This window comes from Pseudobutyrivibrio sp. AR14 (genome assembly GCF_900101325.1).
In the GTDB taxonomy this organism is placed as follows: domain Bacteria; phylum Bacillota; class Clostridia; order Lachnospirales; family Lachnospiraceae; genus Pseudobutyrivibrio.
Map to the genome: position 1 here is coordinate 321,551 of NZ_FMUY01000001.1, position 19,644 is coordinate 341,194.

Genomic DNA, 19,644 nt, shown 5'->3' on the forward strand with positions numbered 1-19,644 from the left:
TTACTCTATGTTTTGAATCTGTTCTCTAACCTTTTCAATAAGTGTCTTCAGGGTAATGCCAATATCGGCAATCTCTACATCCGTAGACTTAGAAAGGATTGTGTTGGCCTCTCTATTAAGCTCCTGTGCAAGGAAATCAAGCTTGCGACCAACCTCCTTATCAAGGTCAAATACTCCTCTAGTCTCTGAAACGTGGCTCTTGAGACGAACCATCTCCTCATCTATACAAATCTTATCAGCGTAGATGACAACCTCTTGGGCAACCCTTGCCTCGTCTATATGTGTATCCTCTAATAGCTCTGATACCTTAGTCTTAAGACGTGCTCTATACTCCTCGATAATCTGAGGGCTTCTAGCCTCTAATCTATCAACAAGGACAAGCATCTCGTCCATCTTAGCAATAAGGTCAGTCTCTAGTCTGTTACCCTCTGCAATACGGCTATCAACAAACTGAGCAACACAAGCATCAAGGGCCTCAAGAACTAATGTCTTAAGACTATCCTCATCTGCATCCATCTCCTCAAGCTCAATAACATCAGGAAGACGAGAAATACTGCTAGCTTTCATGTCATTATCGATGCCAAGCTTATCGGCCATTGCTGAAATTGAATCGTAGTATTTTTGAGCAATAGCATCGTTAATTGAAACCTGATAACAAGCATCTGAGTGCTCGTTTAGAGTAATATAAACGTCGACCTTGCCTCTAAATACGCTTTCGCTGATTTTATTACGAATTGTGCTCTCTAAAAAATTGAGCTTCTTAGGAAGTTTGATATTCAAATCTAGATATCTGTGATTAACAGATTTCATTTCAATTGTGACACGAGCGTCTGAATTTTCGGCAATTCCCTTGCCATATCCCGTCATGCTACGAACCATGTGAGTATCCTCTTTCTCTATGTAACTTTGCATAATAATCCACTTTTACATAGTTGTTTTTAATTATAATTAAATGTATCATAATAGTCAATTAAATCCGCATTAGAATAAGAAAGGAATACTAGATTAATGGCACTAGACGGCATATCTATTCATGCCCTTGTGGATGAATTTAACAATCAACTTTTAAACGGAAAAATAAATAAGATTTCTCAGCCTGAGCGAGAGGAACTTTTAATAACAATCAACACTCAAAATGGAAATAAGCGTCTTTTGATTTCTGCCAACGCTTCTCTTCCATTTATCTACATAACGGATGAAAATAAGACAGCTCCTGCAACAGCCCCAGGCTTTTGTATGCTGCTAAGAAAACACATTGGAGCTGGACGTATTATTGAGATTCAGCAGATGGGGCTTGAGCGAGCTATACGCTTTAAGATTCAGCATCTAAATGATATGGGGGATATCACCTTCAAATATCTTTATGTAGAAATAATGGGCAAGCATTCTAATATCATTTTCTGTAATGAAGAAAACATGATATTAGATTCAATTAAGCACGTGCCTTCATCTGTAAGTTCTGTTAGAGAAGTTTTACCTGGTCGAGATTATTTCATCCCAGCTCAGGAAGGAAAAATCAATCCTTTAGAATCTACAGAGGATTATTTCAAAAATCAGGTTTTAAAGAAAAGTAACTCCATTTATAAGGCATTAATTTCCTCATTTATTGGATTAAGCCCTACTATTACTAATGAAATTTGTTATCGAGCTGGAATTGATTCTGATGCTGCCTGCGCTTCTCTTTTCGATGAGCACAAAGACAGACTTTATAAGGCATTTATAGAGCTTATGGATGACGTAAAAAACAACGAATACAATTTTAACATTTACATCAATCCGGCTAACAACGAGCCAGTTGAATATGCGCCTATAGAACTTAAAATGTATCAGGACATGACGGCAAATAGCTACGAAACTATGTCTGAAATACTTGTTCAGTACTATGCAAAGCGCAACAAATATACTAATATTCGACAAAAGTCATCAGATTTAAGAAAAATCATTTCAAACCATATTGAGCGAGCTTCTAAGAAGCTAGACCTACAGTCTAAACAGTTAAAAGATACTGAAAAGCGTGATAAATATAAGATATATGGCGAGCTACTTCACACCTACGGTTACGAAGCTAAGCCTAATGATAAATCAATCACAGTAATTAATTACTATGACAACAAGGAACTGACTATTCCTTTGGATCCAGATTTGTCTGCATCTGATAACGCTAAAAAGTATTTTGATAAATATGCCAAATTAAAGCGTACCGCCGAGGCATTAGACACATATATTGAGCAATCTAAAACTGAACTTGAACTTTTAAAATCTATCGAGACAGCCCTTAACATTGCCGAGACTGAAACAGATTTGGCAGATATTAGACGGGAGCTTTCTGACCATGGGTTTATCAAAAAACACACTGGTAACAAGAAAGAAAAATCAAAGAAAAGCAAGCCTCTACACTTTGTAGATGACAATGGCTTTGATATTTATGTAGGTAAAAATAATTATCAGAATGACGAGCTTACATTCAAGTTTGCAACAGGAAATGACTGGTGGTTCCATACCAAAAAGATACATGGCAGTCATGTCATTGTTAAAACAAATGGAAAAGAGCTTCCTGATAGTACCTATGAGCACGCTGCTGAATTGGCCGCTTATTACTCTTCTGGAAGAGATACTGACAAAGTAGAAATTGATTATCTCCAAAAGAAGAATGTAAAAAAGCCCGCTAGCGCTGTAGCAGGCTTTGTAGTATATTACACTAACTATTCAATGGTTGTCACACCTACACTAGAGCACGTAAAACTGGTTGGTGAGGAATGAATTTAATGTGGACCTTAGCTTCGGATGATTATCTAAGCTAGGGTCTTTTTTTAACAACTCTTCTACATCCTGGCTGGCCATCTCTAGCTCATCAGCATCCTGATAGATATCAGCCACTTTAAAGCTAAATTCACCGCTTTGTCTTACGCCAAACATATCTCCTGGGCCTCTTAATTTAAGATCCTCTCTAGCTATGAAGAATCCATCGTTTGATTTAAGCATTATATTTAGTCGCTCAGACTCTCTATTATCAGAGCTAGAATTCATTAGGATACAGTAACTTTGAGCACTGCCTCTTCCTACTCTACCCCTGAGCTGATGAAGTGCTGCAAGTCCAAATCTATTGGCATTTTCTATCATCATAACAGTTGCATTGGGAACATTAACACCTACTTCTACAACTGTTGTAGACACAAGGATTTGAGTCTTATGATTAGCGAAATCCTCCATTACCTGGTTCTTATCAGCGGGCTTCATTTTTCCATGTAAAACACCAATGGAATATGCACCGTCAAAGTGTTCGTTAAGCTTTTTACTGTAGTCAGTAACATTTTGTGCTTCCGTTGTCTCTGAAGCCTCAACCAAAGGACAGATAATATATACTTGATGTCCCTTAGCAATTTCATCGCTGACGAATTTGTATGCAGTCTTTCGCATACTTTCTTTGATAACACATGTTTTAATAGGCAATCTATTAGCTGGAAGTTCTTTTATAGCAGAAACATGCATATTGCCATATAAAATCATAGCAAGTGTTCTAGGAATAGGTGTAGCTGACATAACAATAATATGTGGATGCTCACCTTTTGAAGAAAGCTTATCACGCTGCTGAACTCCAAATCTATGTTGCTCATCAGTTATAACAAGCGCTAAGTTTCCGAACTCTCGTCCCTCAGAAATAAGAGCATGGGTTCCAACAATTAAGCAAGAATCATTCTCAGTCACTAATTTTGCCATAGCCTTTTTTTCTGAGTCTTTCATAGAGCCTGTAAACAGGGCTACAGGAATATTAAGGCCTGCATTTTCAACCCATTTTACAAATCCCTCATAGTGCTGCTTAGCAAGTACCTCTGTTGGCGCCATAATAGCTGCTTGATAACCTGATAAGGCAACGTCTAACATAGCAAGAAATGCCACTATTGTCTTTCCAGAGCCTACATCTCCCTGGATAAGTCTTTGGGTAACATACTCGCCTTGAATATCAGACAAAATATCATTTAATACCTTATCCTGATCTCCAGTAAGGGCAAACTGAAGAGAGTTTCTAAAAACATCAGTCTGACTATGATGAGAAATATTAAAATTATTAGGATAAGATACACTTTTATCCTCTTGAAGCCTTGAATTTAAAATGAAGAAGAACATCTCTTCATAGGCAAGACGCTTCCTCGCCTTTACAAGCTTATCAAAATTCTCAGGAAAATGATAAGTCTTTAAAGCCTGACTATAAGTTAAAAAATTGTTCTTATCTTCTATTTCATCAGGAAGTCTTTTCTCTGGCAACTTACAATTATCAAGTGCTGCCTTTACAGATTTTAGAACAAGATTATTGCTAAGTCCCTTTGTCAAATGATAAATCGGCTGAATTTGATTTCTCAGTTCCTCATACTTTTCTGTCTCAAATATAAGTGGTTGAGATATTTTATATCGATTTTTATCAAAAACAAGCCTTCCATAGAAAATATATACTTTCCCAGGCTCGAGCGAGGATTTTAAATAATTTGAGTTAAACCAAACTAAATCAACTGGTATATCTCCCACAAATGCCGTGGCTGAGAGCACATCTATCCTGCTCTTTGAGCGAAAAATCTTTGGGCTAGTTTTAATTCTACCTGCAATACTTATTAAAGAATTAACGTTGTCTGGATTAGGTGTAGAAACTTCTGGATAAATCAGATATGTGCGCGGAAAAAAAAGGAGTATATCCTCTATGGTATATACTCCTAATTTGTTAAGTAATTTAGTTGTCTTTTCTCCGACACCCTTAATAGTGTCTATAGGCGACAACAGTTCCATCATTTTACTCCACTGAAACGATATATGCATAAACGGCCTGACCACCCTCAGAGATCTCAATCTCAAGATCTGGGTATTTAGCCTCTATAGCAGCGCCAAGCTCTTCTGCCTTGCTCTGATCACTTCCCTCGCCCCAATAAATTGAAACAACAGAAGAATCTTCAGATACCATAAGGTCAATCATCTCTTTGAATGCAACTGAAATATCAGCATTAACTGAAAGAAGACCTGAATCTCCCATTCCCATCCAGTCACCATTCTTGATTTCCTTATCATCAATCATAGTATCACGTACTGCGTATGTAACCTGACCTGTCTTTACATTAGCGATTTCCTCAGTCATAGCTGCCTGATTGTCCTCAACTGATGCATCAGGATCAAATGTAATAAGTGCAGTAATACCCTGAGGAATTGTCTTTGTAGGAATAACTACAATCTGCTTGTCCTCACAGATATCAGCTGCCTGATTAGCAGCAAGGATAATATTTTTATTGTTAGGAAGAACAAATACTGTCTTCGCATTAACCTTTTCAACAGCGCTAAGAATATCATCTGTTGAAGGATTCATTGTCTGACCACCTGGAATCATGTAGTCACAACCAAGCTCTGTGAAGATAGATGTAAGACCTTCACCTGTAGCAATTGAAACAAATCCCATTTCCTTTGCAGGCTCAGCTGGCTCTTCCTTCTTAGGTGTTTCAACAGCAGCTGCCTCAGCTCCCTCTTCTGCTATCTTGATATCAGAAATCTCTCCAACTGCAATCTTTTCGATTTTAGCCTGGATCTCCTTGAGCTGATATGAAGCAAGTGGTGCATCAGCCTCAACTACAAACTCTACAATATATTTAGTCTTAGTAGGTGCAGGAGCAGCCTCAGCCTCAGAAGCATAGTCTACATCCTTACCAATAAGAGCATCATAAGCACCCTGAAGTACGCATACAAGACCCTGTCCACCAGAATCAACTACGCCAGCCTGCTTAAGTACAGGAAGCATATCTGGAGTCTTAGCAAGTGTAGCCTCAGCCTCAGCAATAACTGCCTCGCAGAATGCTACGATATCTTTTGTTCTGCCCTTCATTGAAACTGCCTTGTCAGCAGCTCCTCTAGCTACTGTAAGGATAGTACCTTCCTTAGGCTGCATAACTGCCTTGTAAGCTGTCTGAACGGCCTTCTCAAAAGCCTCGCTTAAAATATCTACTGTAACTTCATCATAACCCGAAACAACCTTGGCGAAGCCACGGAAAAGCTGAGATAAAATAACACCTGAGTTACCTCTGGCACCTCTAAGTGAACCAGAAGAAATAGCCTTAACTACTGTCTTCATATCTGCATTATCAAGCTCCTTAACAGCATTAGCTGCAGACATGATAGTCATTGTCATATTTGTACCTGTATCTCCATCAGGAACAGGGAAAACGTTTAATTCATTTATCCACTCTTTTTTGGCTTCGAGATTCTTTGCTCCCGAAAGAAACATCTTTGCTAACAAAGACGCATCGATAGTTTGGATCTCCACTATAAATTGCCTCCTTAGTCAATAACTCTTACGCCTTCAACGTAAATGTTGATAGTATCTACAGTCAAACCAGTAAATGAAGATACCTTGAATTTTACTGTCTCAATAAGGTTCTCTGCAACAGCTTCGATGCTAACACCGTAAGAAACAATAACATGAAAATCAATGGAAATTGTATTGTCATCAGAGATAACAGCAGTAATTCCATGATTAAGATAATCTTTTTTCAAAAGCTTAACCAAGCCGTCCTTCATATTAACAGCTGCCATACCAACAATGCCAAAGCATTCAACAGCAACTGAACCAGCATAAGTTGCGATTACATCAGTGTCTATTACAATCTTACCAAGTTCTGTTTCCATTTGACCTTGCATAAAATTATACCTCCAAATTCGCATATTTAGTCATGATGACTCATTATATACTAAATGACTAAAAAATGAAAGTAAGTATTGGTACATCCTATCAACATCTAGCAAGAAAATTCACACATCTAGAAATTTATACCCTAATTCTTGGCATAAAAAAAGTCACCCTTCCGAGTGACTTTCAATATCGTGTAAGATTAAGCACGCTCAACCTTGCCAGAACGTAAACAAGAAGTACATACATATAACTTCTTAGGTGTTCCATTCACATTACACTTAACGGACTTCACATTAGACTTCCACATATGATTGGATCTTCTATGAGAATGGCTCACATTGTTACCGAAATGAGCGCCTTTTCCACAAACTGCACATTTTGCCATGATTGCACCTCCTTGTAAAAATATTTCAAAAACCAAGTGTGCGTTTTACGCAACAAATGGATTATAGCAAAGCAAATAGTAAATTGCAATGATTTTTTCAAGAATTATTGAAAATAAGCCTCAAACACCTTGGCTGCCAAAGGGGCTGCGTATTTGCTTCCGTATCCTGCACCTTCCATGATAACAGCTACAGCTAGCTTATTTCCATTGTCGTCTACGGCGTATCCCACAAACCATGAATGAGTAACACTTTTATCTTCTGTATACTCAGCTGTACCAGTCTTACCATATACAGTCAGTCCCTCGCCAAAATTAACTTTTTCAGCAGTTCCCTCCTCTACTACAGCAGCCATATAGCTTTGTAATAACTGAGACTCTTCCTTAGTAAGTAACTGGCCGTATTCTACTGGTTCTGTCTGACTTACAAGCTGTCCATCGGCACTAATAAGCTTATCTGCCAAATATGGTTCCATAAGCACGCCATCGTTAGCAATAGCAGAAACAATCATACACATATGAAGAGGAGATACTGTAGTACTGCCCTGTCCTATGGCTGTTTGTGCCACTATACTATCCTTTGTTTTATCATCAATTTTAAAGCTAGATTTCTTTGTAGTATCTAATAAAGTAGGAAGCGTAGTGTTAAAAAGCAAATCCTCTGAAGTGCCTATAAATGCAGTTCTATCAAGCTCTAATCCCATATAAGCATAGGCACTGTTACATGAATTGGAAAAAGCCTTTAAAAGGTCCTCACTGCCGTGCTTTTTATTGCCGCTACAGTGAATAGTATAGTCATCTATTTCGAACTTGCCGTTGCAGCTATAAGAAAATGTATCATCACCATTATTGGCTCTTAAATAAGCTAATGTAGTAACTATTTTAAATGTCGAACCTGGTGGGTAAGCACCAGAAGTAGCTCTATTCAAAAGTGATGACTTATTCTTAGTACTATCAGTGATATCATCCCAATATTTCGCGATTGTATTAGGATCATAATCAGGCTTAGATACCATGGCAACTATTCGACCAGTATCAGGTTCAATAGCAATTACAGCGCCATCAAACATTCCAAGGCCGTTAAAAGCAGCAAGCTGTGTATCATAATCAAATGTAGTATACAAACTATCCCCTGGGCTCTTTTGGCCAGCTAAATTATTATTAATCTGATCCTCTAGAGTAATATTGGATTTAAGTAAGTCAAATGAATACTGAGCCTCTAAGCCAGCCATGCCCTGTCCAACATAGCCTACAGCATGACAAAAAAGTCTCTCATCCGGATATACTCTTACTTCATTATCCTCGCTGTCGTATGTTGTCTTTGCAATAACCTTGCCATCAGCAGTATAAATATTACCCCTGACAACATCATCACTAAAGACTGAGAATCGTGAGTTGTAAGCATTATAAATAAATTCTTTGGAACCGTTGTTCACATAGTTACAAAAATAAACAATCATAGCGATGAATAGGCCAAAGAATAGAATTCCAACGATATATATTTCTTTTCTAATTAGTCTGTGTGTCTTCTTATCTATCATGTCGTCTACCCTGTCTAGAATCAAAATAAAGATTGTTAGAACAACTAACTATCAAAAAGCATAACATAAGTGATAGTAATGAATTGCCTCCGTAACTGATAAATGGAAGTGTTACACCAGTGGATGGAATAAACTTTATTACTCCGCCAATATTTAAAATGGTCTGAACTGCAAAAAGAACTGCAATTCCACTACTTACAAGCATATAAAAACTGTTATTACAATTAAAAGCAGCGTTTAAAATCAACATAACAGTACATGCAAAGCAAACAATAAGGCAAACTCCTACAATTGCACCCATCTCCTCGGAAATAGCCGCAAAAATAAAATCCATAGTTACAACAGGTATTTTGTTAGGCATACCCTTGTTAAGACCTGAACCAAGCCATCCACCAGTACCAATTGCAAATAAAGACTGAGATATCTGATACCCCTTATCATCTACAACAGAAAGAGGATCTGTCCAAGCGATAAATCTAGTCTGAATATGTGGAAAATAATGATATGCCAATATACCGCCTATTGTAGCCACGCCTATCTCAAGGGATAAAACAATATAATTTTTGTATGCAATAAACATAACAAAAACATATGCCGTTAGAAATATAAGGGCGGTTCCCAAATCTCTTGCCAAAACAAGAGCAACAACGTGCACAGCAGAACCTACAGATGCAATTAAAAATCCTCTCATATCTTTAAAAGTAACAATGCATCCACTTATAAAAAACAAAAATGAAAGCTTAATAAATTCACTAGGTTGAAATCTAATTGGTCCTACAGCAAATGATAATTTAGCTCCATTTTCAACCTGTCCAAAGAAGGCAACTATCAAAAGAAGGATAATTCCAACGATGGCGAAAATATACATAAAACGCTCTATTCTATCAACATATTTCAGTCCCATAATAACAAGTAAGGAAATAACAAGAGTTATAAATAAAAAAATCATATGCTTTGCTGCAAACTCTGTTTTAAGTCTAGCAAGAGCTATAATTCCAAAGGAAATAAATAAAAACATGTTATTTATAAGCGCTCTTGGTACAAAATCTGATAGCCTGTATACAGCTACATAAAAGCCCACAAAGAAAATACAAGTAAATATACCAAGCATTATCATGCCAGCATCTTCTTTTGCCATAAATAGCACGAAAGTTCCATTAAAAAGAAACAGTACAACCATAACTGATTGAATAGTTGAAAGTATGCTATATACAGCCTCATTAAGCTTGTATTCAAAAATCTGAACAAGGTCAATGAGGGTAAAAATAAGCACAAAAGATAAAATTGTAATTCGTGAAAATGATGTAATAACGTTAACCAAAGCTATTCCACTCCTCGCTTTAAATGCCCCTTTGTATAGTTATCATGTAGATGAACAGGTTTATTTTCAATAAAAATACCCTTATAGGCATCAAGAACCTCTTTTGTTTCTTTATAATTCTCAATAGTAAAATCAAGCCTATAATCAGTTACACCAAGCATATCAAGTTCATCTTTTAAATCAAACGCAACGTATTTTTTACTGTTATAAATAGTGTTATAGCAATAATCACAGTTGCAGGCTACTGAAAATGATTCATTTTTTCTATCAACAATAGTGATAATGTCGTTAGATTTTTTGCATCCCACCGTGTTTTTAACAGTGCAATTTGCAGTTATCATCATAGGAATTCTACTGTAGATAATCATCTGAGAGCCCCGATTATCTCTATGTTTAAGCTCCTTAAGGGAAAGCTCATATGGGATACAGTTCAAAGAGTATCCTTGCTCCTTAAAAAGCTTAATGCTTCTATTGTTAAATGTATAAAGTCTATGGTCTATAATCACCTTATCAAGTGGATAATCTATTTTATTAAGGTATCCTAACTCATCATAGGAACAAGCAACTACACCTGCCGCCTTATCTGGAATAGTAATATTTGAAACATATTCCTCTCTTAGAATTGATGGCAAGGAAATATATATTCTCCCTGAAAATACCTGAGATGCCTTTTCAAATAGATGAATTGGAACTGCAATTTCATCCACAAAATCACTACTGCAGACAGCATCCAATTGTTCTGCTGTAGAAATACTTACAAAGCATCTAGTAGCAGTCCTTTGATTAGATATACTTTTTAATTCTTTAAACTCTATTACAGTCTTAGGTAGTTCATCTGCCATCTGACTGGTCGATAGAATATCAATGGCTTCTCTTCTAGCGTTTTTAATAGCGGATACAGGAAGGAAAATATCATCGTCATAATCCACATGAATATTGCCCATCATATACTGTGTATTGCCTAGACCAGAAGCTGCCTTAATAATATCTTCTTTAGTAGTAGGCTTATTTTTAGCCTCCTGCACAGTATCCCCAGCAACGATAGCTTCTTTACCATCTTCTGAAACAAATTTGATAGAAAAATCCTTGCCTTTTAAAGCCTTAATATAACAATCAACAGACATTTTCTTCTCTGAAATGTCAACAGTGGCACCCTCCACCTTCTTATGAGATGGAGCCTCAAAAGTAATCATCTCTGGACCATTATGTTTGTGAAGATATAAATCCGTAAATCCGCTTCTATTTCCATAGTCTAAAAGCTTTTGAATATCTGACTCTGAAACACTGTAATTCTTAGCTCCTCTATAGAGATATTCATCAATGTAATGACGATATACACTCACAACACCTGTTGCATACTCAAGCTGTTTCATACGGCCTTCAATTTTAAATGAATTAACTCCAGCTTCAATCATTTCAGGTAAATGATTAATAGTGCAGAAATCCTTAGGGCTAAGTATATATTGTCCCTTTTTATTGAGCTTGTTTCCAGCGTCATCAAAAGCATCGTAAGGAAGTCTACATGGCTGAGCGCAACGGCCTCTATTACCAGAACGGCCTCCTAAAATAGATGACATAAGGCACTGACCAGAATAGCAAACACAAAGTGCGCCATGAATAAATGATTCAATCTCTAAATCAGGACAATACTCATGAATAGCACTGATTTCAGAAGTAGAAATCTCCCTGGCTGTAACGATGCGTTTAGCTCCTAAATCCTCAAAAAATTTAGCTCCATATTTAGTACAAAGACTTGCCTGAGTGCTAATGTGAATATGTGTATCAGGAAAATAATCTCTTATAAATGAAAAAACTCCAAAATCCTGAACAATAAATGCATCAATACCAGCATTTACATAGTCCTTCAAATATGTATAAAGACTACGCTCTATTTCTGTGTTCTTAAGCAGTGTATTAACAGTAAGATAGGCCCTAGCTCCATGAATATGGGCATAGCGAATAGCCTCTGCAGCTTCTTCCATTGTAAAATTCTTAGCATAAGCTCTGGCACCAAATAAATCGCCGCCAAAATAAACAGCGTCTGCACCTACATTTACCACAGCCTTAAATATTTGCAAATCACCTGCAGGTGAAAGTAATTCCAATTGATTCATAAATAATTCCTTTATAAAAAATATAGAGTCCCTTGATTGGGACTCTTAATCATCTGATAATGAACCTAGAAGTGCATCCTCTAAGGAAGCCTCAAGCTTTGTCTTATTGAGAAGGAGCTCTTTGTTTTCCCTCTCTAGCTTTGAAATTGTCTCTTCTAGAGTTTCTGTTTTTAATTGAGCTGAAATCAAATCATGCTTAAGATTATAAATTTCTTGATCACGAATCTGTAAGTCTGATTCAAGTGATTCAACTTGATTTTTGGCTTTAAAATAATCATCTGCAATATTCAACTCTAAAAGTGTTGCCTTTAGGTCAGCCGAAATACGCTTGTAATCATCAATAGCATTAAACTCATCAAGTTTTGAATTGATATAATTCGCTACCTTTTGAAGATATTCTTCTGATTCGTAGCCACTTAACGTATAAACTTTTCCGCCTATAAGCACCTTTGCGCTCTTTTCGGAAACCATAACGTATCCTCCCTAAAGAAATTCATGATTTATTATAACTTTCTTCACATCTAAAAACAAGTATTATAGCCCAATTACAGCCCTGTTAGATGGATTTTTAAAGGAATTTATGACAGGTTTTCCGGAACCGGCATATTAAAATGCTCATAAGCAACTTTAGTTGCAACCCTTCCCTTTGGAGTTCTAATTATAAGTCCGTGTTGAAGTAAATATGGCTCGTAAACATCCTCGATAGTACCTGAATCTTCACCAACGGTAGCAGCCAGATTATCAAGGCCTACTGGGCCTCCATTAAATCGCTCTATAATAGCAAGCAATATATTTCTATCGTTGTTATCAAGTCCTAAAGTATCTACTTCAAGTGAATCCAAAGTAGCCGCAGCTACTTCCTTTGTAATCTCACCATCATATCTAACTTCAGCGTAATCTCGCACTCTCTTTAGATATCTATTGGCAAGACGAGGGGTGCCTCTAGAACGAAGAGCAATCTGATATGCTCCCTCGTAATCAATCGGTGCATTAAGCTTACTAGCAGATGCAGTAACAATTGTAGAAAGCTCCTCTGGTGTGTAGTAATCCATGTGTCCAATTATTCCAAATCTATCTCTAAGAGGCGCCGAAAGAAGTCCTGGTCTTGTAGTAGCTCCAATTAGAGTAAATCTAGGTAACTTAGTATGGATAGAACGGGCAGTTGTATCCTTGCCCATTACTATATCTACTGCAAAGTCCTCCATTGCAGAATATAAAGTCTCTTCAACAGGCTTAGAAAGACGATGGATCTCATCAATAAAAAGAATGTCTCCATCCTTTAATGTCATAAGAACAGCCACTATCTCACCTGGAATTGTAATAGCAGGTCCGGAAGTAACTTTTATATTAGAGCCCATCTCCCCAGCTACGATACCTGCAAGTGTTGTCTTGCCAAGTCCCGGAGGGCCATAAAGCAACACATGGTCTAAGGCATCTCCACGATTTTTGGCAGCCTCAATATATATTTTCATATTTTCCTTAACTTTTGACTGACCAATATATCCATCAAAAGTCTTAGGTCTGAGAGCATTGTCATTAACTAAATCTTCATGACTAGCTATTGTTGATGTGATTTGCTTATTAGTTAACATTTTATTCCCCATTTATTATAAGAATGACATCTGTTTTAAAGTATCAGATAAAAGCTGTTCTGTAGTAGTAGAGTCTGTAATAGTCATCTTATCAAGAGCTCTAGCTGCATTGCTTGCTGAATAACCAAGAGCAACAAGCGCCTCAAGCACCTCTTCTTTTACAGAAACAGCAGGTGAAACTTTCTTGCCAGATAAATCGGCAGTGATTTTAGCTTCAAATGCACCTATAATATCTACCTTATCCTTTAAATCTATAATTGCTCGCTCCGCCGTCTTTTTTCCTACGCCAGGAACAGCAGCAAAAGCCTTTGCATCAGAGCCTGCAACAGCAAATTGGATATCACTGACAGTCATAGAACTAAGAATGGAAAGTGCGCCCTTTGGTCCAATTCCACTAACAGAAAGAAGAAGCTCAAACATCTTAAGCTCCTCCTTATCATAAAATCCATATAAAGTAAAAGAATCTTCCTTTGGAATGAGCTTTGTCTCAAGTTTTACTTCTGAACCAATTGCAGGAAGCTGCCTGATTGTGTTCATAGAAGAACTGACACCATAGCCAATCCCATTATTCTCAACAATTACAATATTCTCATCAATATCTGAAAGTGTGCCGCGAATATAGGTAATCATACTATCCTCCCTAAAGGGCCCTTTCTTAATTTATTTCTCCAATAAAATAGAACCCTTTACAACAGTTTAACCTAACATCGACAATTTTGCCAACCATAGATTCATCACCTGGGAAGTGAACTGTCACATTATTTTCGAGCTTTCCTGAGACAAGATTTTTATCCTGTTCATTGACCTCTTCAACAAGGACCTTTTGTACTGTACCCTCAAGGGATTTAACCTTTTCATGACCGTGCTTTTGAACTAGAGCAAGAAGTCTATCAAATCTATCCTTCACTACATCCTCTGGCACCTGATTGTCCATTGTAGCAGCAGGTGTTCCAGTTCTCTTGGAATAGATAAATGTAAAAGCACTATCATAATGAACCTTGTCTACTACATCCATAGTGTCAAGGAAATCCTCCTCTGTTTCACCAGGGAAGCCAACAATAATATCTGTTGTAATAGCAACATCAGGAACACGAGCACGTAGTTTTTCAACTAATTCAAGATAATGTTCCTTGGTGTATCTGCGGTTCATTTTCTTTAAAATCTCAGTACTTCCAGATTGAAGTGGTAAATGCATATGATGACATACCTTTGGAAGTGTAGCCATGGCCTCAATTAAATCATCGGACAAATCCTTTGGATGAGGTGTCATAAATCTAATACGCTCAAGACCTTCGATATCATTAACCATGCGAAGTAAATCTGCAAAAGTAACCTTTTCCTCAAGGCCTACCCCATAGGAGTTAACATTCTGGCCGAGAAGCATAATCTCTACAACTCCATCAGCAACAAGCTCTTTAATCTCAGCTACGATATCCTCAGGCTTTCTAGAACGCTCTCTACCGCGAACATAAGGAACAATACAGTATGTACAGAAATTATTGCATCCAAAGCTAATATTTACACCTGACTTGAAAGGATATTTACGTGAAATAGGCAAATTCTCAACAATTTTGTCTGTATCCTTCCAAATATCAATAATCATGCCCTTTTTATTAAGAAGAGCTGTTGTAAATAATTCTGCAAATTTATAAAGGTTGTGTGTACCAAAAATAAGATCAACAAACTTATAATTCTTCTGAAGATGCTCAATAACAGTAGGCTCCTGCATCATGCAACCACAAAGTCCAATCATCATGTCTTTGTTCTTTTTCTTGTATCCATGGAGAATACCAAGGTGACCATAGACCTTATTGTTAGCATTTTCTCGAACAGTACATGTGTTATAAATTACAAAATCAGCATTCTCATCTGTTGTTTCAACATAGCCAATTTCCTTAAGTACACCAAGGAGCTTCTCAGAATCTCTAGCATTCATCTGGCATCCAAAAGTAGTAACACAGCAAGTGAGCTTTCTGCCCTTTTCCTGCTCTTTTAAAGCAACTATTTTCTTTGCCTCTTCAATGAAATAATATTGACGCTCTGGCTCCTCAGTTGGAGCATTGTTTAATAAATCTGTAATACTCATTTTAAATCCTATCTAATTCTACTTTCTAATCTGGCCATTGCCAAAGATTGTGTATTTGTAGCTTGTAAGAGCAAGAAGGCCCATAGGTCCTCTAGCGTGAAGCTTTTGAGTGCTGATTCCAATCTCTGCACCAAATCCAAACTCAAAACCATCAGTAAATCTAGTTGAAGCATTGACATATACACAAGCAGCATCTATACCCTCTAAGAACTTATCAGCATTTTTCTCGTCGTTGGTGACAATAGCCTCAGAGTGACCTGTATTGTACTTATTAATATGCTCAATTGCCTCTTCAACAGATGAAACAGTCTTAACGGAAATAATATAATCCAAATATTCTTTTGCAAAATCTTCCTCAGTAGCATCTTCTGAGCCTTCCATTAAAGCCTTAGCTTTAGCGTCTGCAAAAATCTGAACGCCCTTTTCTCTAAGAGCTTTATTTAATTTTGGTAAAAGCGAAGCTTCAATATCCTCGTGAACTACAAGAGATTCTGCAGAGTTACAAACACCGATGCGCTGTGTCTTGGCATTAACGATAATATCAATAGCCATATCAATATCAGCATCATGATCTACATATATATGGCAGTTTCCAGAGCCAGTCTCTATTACAGGAATAGATGCATTCTCTACAACAGACTTAATAAGACCTGCGCTACCTCTAGGGATAAGTACATCAATATAACCATTGAGACGCATCATCTCCTTTGCAGTCTCTCTGGAAGTGTCGTCAATAAGAGTAATTGCATCAACTGGATATCCACCTTTTTCAAGGGCTGATTTAATCACCTTTACAATAGCCTTATTTGACTCAAGAGCATCAGAACCACCCTTTAAGATAACCGCATTACCTGTCTTAAAACAAAGGCCAAAAACATCGGCAGTAACATTTGGTCTAGCCTCATAAATAACACCGACTACACCGATTGGAACAAGTCTCTTTTTAATCTTCAATCCATTAGGACGCTCAAATTCCTCTGTAATCTGACCTATAGGATCATCAAGCTTAACAATCTCACGAAGTCCATCAGCAATACCCTTAATTCTTGACTCATCAAGCTTAAGTCTATCTAAAAGACCCTGTGAAAGCCCCTTAGTCTCGCCATTTTTCATATCTATTGCATTGGCTGAAATGATATCGGAAGCGCTTGCCTCTAATGCATCAGCTACAGCCATAATTGCTGAATTTTTGTCTTCTGTGGAAAGAGCTGCCACAGTGTATTTAACGTCTCTTGCTTTTGTTGCTAATTCTAGTAATGTCATTGCCTACTCCTTTTTTATAAGTCTGTTATTAGTTACAACGTAATCTAAAGGCACATCATATGCCCCTACATTCAATTTATTAATTATTTGTTCTTCAAACCCGACTCCCACTTTAAAAGTATCTGGATGAGACGCGAAAAATCTGTCATAATAGCCTGCACCATAACCAATTCGATTACATCTTTCATCAAAGATTAATCCTGGTGTAATGACCACTGTAGAACTATCATCCCCATTAAACTGCTCTAAATTAGTATTGGGCTCCATTATACCGTAAGCCCCCTCATGAAAATCATCCTTTAAATCATTAATCTTGTAAAATGTAATTTCATGAGTATTTATATTTGATACTGGAAAATATAGGTCTTTATCAATATCTAGAAGTCTCTCATAAAGCCCTAATAAATCCACCTCGGAACCGTAGGGATAAAAGCATAAAAAAATATTAGCCCCTTTAAAATCAGATTCTAAAAGAGCCAAAAAATTTTCTGTAATAGCAAGCGACATATCTTCTCGAAGCTGTGAAGAAATAGCATTTCGCTTAGCTTTGAATTCTGTTCTAAGTTCTTTATTATTTAGAGACTTTTCCATATTTTTCGCCAAGGTTTTCTACCCTGCCATCTTCATCTACAATATCAATATTATTAAGCTGAGCTCTAACATTTCCTTTTATTGCATCAATATAAGCACGTCTAAGCTTAGCCTGTTCTACCTTTTCTGCATCAGTAAGGCCCTCGCCCTTACTCTTGTGATACAACTCATTGATTCTTGCGATATCTTTTTCTGTAATCATAATTAATCCTCTAATAAATCTAATACCCTTACATCGTCGCGCTTGTTGGCAACAAATAGGGTACCCTTATCTTTATTTTCAAAAATACGGTGAATATTACCGATATGAGCGCCATTAGTGATAACCATATCAGCACCGCTGTATGTAGCAATCTGAGCTGCACGAAGCTTTGCAGTCATACCGCCTGTTCCCACATCAGATGAGCTATCAGAGCTAGCCATATCCATAACATCCTCAATGCTCTCAACTACAGGCACAAATTCAGCATCTGGATTAGTATTAGGATTGTCTGTGTAAAGACCATCAATATCTGATAAGAGAACTAATGCATCTGCCTTTGTAAGGGCTGCAACAATAGCTGAAAGTGAATCATTATCACCAAACTGAATCTCGTGTGTGGCAACAGTATCATTCTCATTAACAACAGGAATGACTCCAAGATTAAACAGCTGCTCAAATGTATTTCTAGCATTTTCTCTAGATTCTGGGTCAGTCATAGTCTTTTTAGTCATAAGAATCTGACCAGCCTTTTGATTGTATTCAGAGAAAAGCTTCTGATATACGGACATTAAATAAGCCTGACCAATTGATGCGCACGCCTGCTTTGTAGCCAAATCCTGTGGACGTTCCTTTAATCCAATTGCATAACGACCTACTGCAATAGCACCAGATGAAACAAGACATACATCCTTACCCTGGGCTCTCAAGTCGCATAACTGACGAACAAGTCGCTCTAATTTTGTGTAATCAATATTTCCAGTTGCATCATGTGTAATAGTAGATGAACCTACCTTAACAATGACTCTCTTCTTTTTAGTAAAATCGTGTCCGTACATATCATTCTCCTGTTTATTTTCCGCAATATCATACCACTAAATACACTAATATAGCAAGAGCCAAACTGTTACGCCTACAAGCCTTGGAGTCTCTTCGCTCATCTAACACGATTCGTAGGAAGTATGCAAGAAAAATAGAGACAATAAAAAACCAATCTGTAGGCATCAAGCTCTTTGGTCTCCCAAGGGAAGCTTTTTATGCTGAGTCTGGGAGACTCTAAGGCTTGTAGCCGTAAACAGATTGGTAAGTTACTTATAAAATGATTTTACGAGGACATGCTTCCGCGCACTTGCCACAGCTAGTGCATTTTTCCTGATCAATATGGGCGAAGAATCCATCCACATGGATGGCATCACTCTCACACACTTTTTCGCACTTGTGACAGCCGATACATCCTACCTTACATACCTGCATTACATCCTTGCCCTTGTCATTATTGTGACAACGAACAGCATGACCAAAATCATAAGGAATAAGCTCAATAAGATGATTAGGGCATGTAGCAACACATTTGCCGCAGGCCTTACATGCTTCCTTATCAACCAATGCTACACCATCAATAATGTGAATAGCATCAAAAGGACAAGCCTTAACGCAGGAACCAAATCCCATACATCCATAAGAGCATGCCTTTGGTCCACCACCAGGGACAAAAGCCATTGCCTTACAATCCTCAACACCGGTGTAATCGTACATCTGCTTAGCATTCTCGCAAGTACCGTTACACATAACAAATGCAACTTTGCGAACGCCCTCTTCTGCAGCTACGCCCATAATCTCTGAAATCTGAGCTGCAACAGGTGCACCACCAACAGGACATTGGTTAACCGGTGCCTCTCCCTTTGCGATGGCAGCAGCAAGACCAGAACAACCTGCATATCCACAACCACCACAGTTATTTCCAGGTAAAACTCCAAGTACAGCCTCTTCCTTTGGATCAACCTCAACCTTGAACTTCTCAGCTGAGAAACAAAGGAAAAATCCAATTACACAACCAGTAGCGCCAACAATAACAGCTGCCAGTAAAATTCCTGTTATACTCATTTGTCAGCCCTCC

At 37.5% G+C, this 19,644-nt stretch carries 18 protein-coding genes; 1 reads left to right on the forward strand and 17 read right to left on the reverse strand.

The genetic code is table 11. The features are described from left to right. Positions 1-912 carry a YicC/YloC family endoribonuclease gene (locus BLP50_RS01530; protein ID WP_242869196.1) on the reverse strand — a complete coding sequence of 304 codons (912 nt, stop codon included), beginning with the start codon at positions 910-912 and terminating at the stop codon, positions 1-3. A gap of 96 nt (positions 913-1,008) precedes the next feature. On the opposite strand from BLP50_RS01530, the gene BLP50_RS01535 reads away from it, so the two are divergent. Continuing rightward, positions 1,009-2,760, forward strand: a complete 1,752-nt coding sequence (locus BLP50_RS01535) for an Rqc2 family fibronectin-binding protein (protein ID WP_090149859.1) — start codon at positions 1,009-1,011, stop codon at positions 2,758-2,760. Here BLP50_RS01535 and recG read toward each other — a convergent pair. The 16 genes from recG to BLP50_RS01615 all read right to left on the reverse strand — a co-directional run bounded on the left by recG (position 2,728) and on the right by BLP50_RS01615 (position 19,631). Beyond that, positions 2,728-4,779 (reverse strand): ATP-dependent DNA helicase RecG, encoded by a 2,052-nt coding sequence (gene recG / locus BLP50_RS01540; RefSeq protein ID WP_242869197.1) that lies wholly within the window; start codon positions 4,777-4,779, stop codon positions 2,728-2,730. The two genes, BLP50_RS01535 and recG, sit on opposite strands and share 33 nt — an antisense overlap. A gap of 1 nt (position 4,780) precedes the next feature. Next, complete coding sequence (locus tag BLP50_RS01545; RefSeq protein ID WP_242869198.1) at positions 4,781-6,292, reverse strand: DAK2 domain-containing protein; 1,512 nt, start codon at positions 6,290-6,292, stop codon at positions 4,781-4,783. Between the two features lie 14 nt (positions 6,293-6,306). Next, positions 6,307-6,666, reverse strand: a complete 360-nt coding sequence (locus BLP50_RS01550) for an Asp23/Gls24 family envelope stress response protein (protein WP_090149865.1) — start codon at positions 6,664-6,666, stop codon at positions 6,307-6,309. 191 nt (positions 6,667-6,857) lie between these two features. After that, positions 6,858-7,043, reverse strand: a complete 186-nt coding sequence (gene rpmB / locus BLP50_RS01555) for a 50S ribosomal protein L28 (RefSeq protein WP_015549663.1) — start codon at positions 7,041-7,043, stop codon at positions 6,858-6,860. Positions 7,044-7,147: 104 nt separating this feature from the next. Further along, positions 7,148-8,581: a peptidoglycan D,D-transpeptidase FtsI family protein gene (locus BLP50_RS01560; protein ID WP_090149868.1), complete on the reverse strand. Its 1,434-nt coding sequence runs from the start codon at positions 8,579-8,581 to the stop codon at positions 7,148-7,150. Beyond that, positions 8,571-9,902, reverse strand: coding sequence for an FtsW/RodA/SpoVE family cell cycle protein (locus BLP50_RS01565; RefSeq protein WP_090149870.1), 1,332 nt, complete (start codon positions 9,900-9,902; stop codon positions 8,571-8,573). Before BLP50_RS01565 ends, BLP50_RS01560 begins: the two co-directional genes overlap by 11 nt. A gap of 2 nt (positions 9,903-9,904) precedes the next feature. Next, positions 9,905-12,016, reverse strand: a complete 2,112-nt coding sequence (locus BLP50_RS01570) for a peptidase U32 family protein (protein ID WP_090149872.1) — start codon at positions 12,014-12,016, stop codon at positions 9,905-9,907. A gap of 45 nt (positions 12,017-12,061) precedes the next feature. Next, a complete protein-coding gene (locus tag BLP50_RS01575; protein WP_090149874.1) occupies positions 12,062-12,487 on the reverse strand; it encodes a cell division protein ZapA in 426 nt (141 codons plus the stop codon). Between the two features lie 107 nt (positions 12,488-12,594). Then, positions 12,595-13,608 (reverse strand): Holliday junction branch migration DNA helicase RuvB, encoded by a 1,014-nt coding sequence (gene ruvB / locus BLP50_RS01580; protein ID WP_090149876.1) that lies wholly within the window; start codon positions 13,606-13,608, stop codon positions 12,595-12,597. A gap of 15 nt (positions 13,609-13,623) precedes the next feature. Continuing rightward, positions 13,624-14,238, reverse strand: coding sequence for a Holliday junction branch migration protein RuvA (gene ruvA, locus BLP50_RS01585; protein ID WP_090149879.1), 615 nt, complete (start codon positions 14,236-14,238; stop codon positions 13,624-13,626). A 25-nt stretch (positions 14,239-14,263) separates the two neighbouring features. Then, positions 14,264-15,694, reverse strand: a complete 1,431-nt coding sequence (gene miaB / locus BLP50_RS01590; protein ID WP_090149882.1) for a tRNA (N6-isopentenyl adenosine(37)-C2)-methylthiotransferase MiaB — start codon at positions 15,692-15,694, stop codon at positions 14,264-14,266. An 18-nt stretch (positions 15,695-15,712) separates the two neighbouring features. Beyond that, positions 15,713-16,957, reverse strand: a complete 1,245-nt coding sequence (locus BLP50_RS01595) for a glutamate-5-semialdehyde dehydrogenase (RefSeq protein WP_090149884.1) — start codon at positions 16,955-16,957, stop codon at positions 15,713-15,715. A 3-nt stretch (positions 16,958-16,960) separates the two neighbouring features. Further along, on the reverse strand, positions 16,961-17,548 hold the full coding sequence (locus BLP50_RS01600) for a 5-formyltetrahydrofolate cyclo-ligase (RefSeq protein ID WP_090149887.1): 588 nt from the start codon (positions 17,546-17,548) through the stop codon (positions 16,961-16,963). Beyond that, positions 17,529-17,750, reverse strand: a complete 222-nt coding sequence (locus BLP50_RS01605; RefSeq protein ID WP_330386037.1) for a DUF896 domain-containing protein — start codon at positions 17,748-17,750, stop codon at positions 17,529-17,531. Before BLP50_RS01605 ends, BLP50_RS01600 begins: the two co-directional genes overlap by 20 nt. A 2-nt stretch (positions 17,751-17,752) precedes the next feature. Further along, positions 17,753-18,586 (reverse strand): glutamate 5-kinase, encoded by an 834-nt coding sequence (gene proB / locus BLP50_RS01610; protein WP_090149890.1) that lies wholly within the window; start codon positions 18,584-18,586, stop codon positions 17,753-17,755. Between the two features lie 253 nt (positions 18,587-18,839). Then, on the reverse strand, positions 18,840-19,631 hold the full coding sequence (locus BLP50_RS01615; RefSeq protein WP_090149893.1) for an RnfABCDGE type electron transport complex subunit B: 792 nt from the start codon (positions 19,629-19,631) through the stop codon (positions 18,840-18,842). Positions 19,632-19,644: the final 13 nt, after the last annotated feature.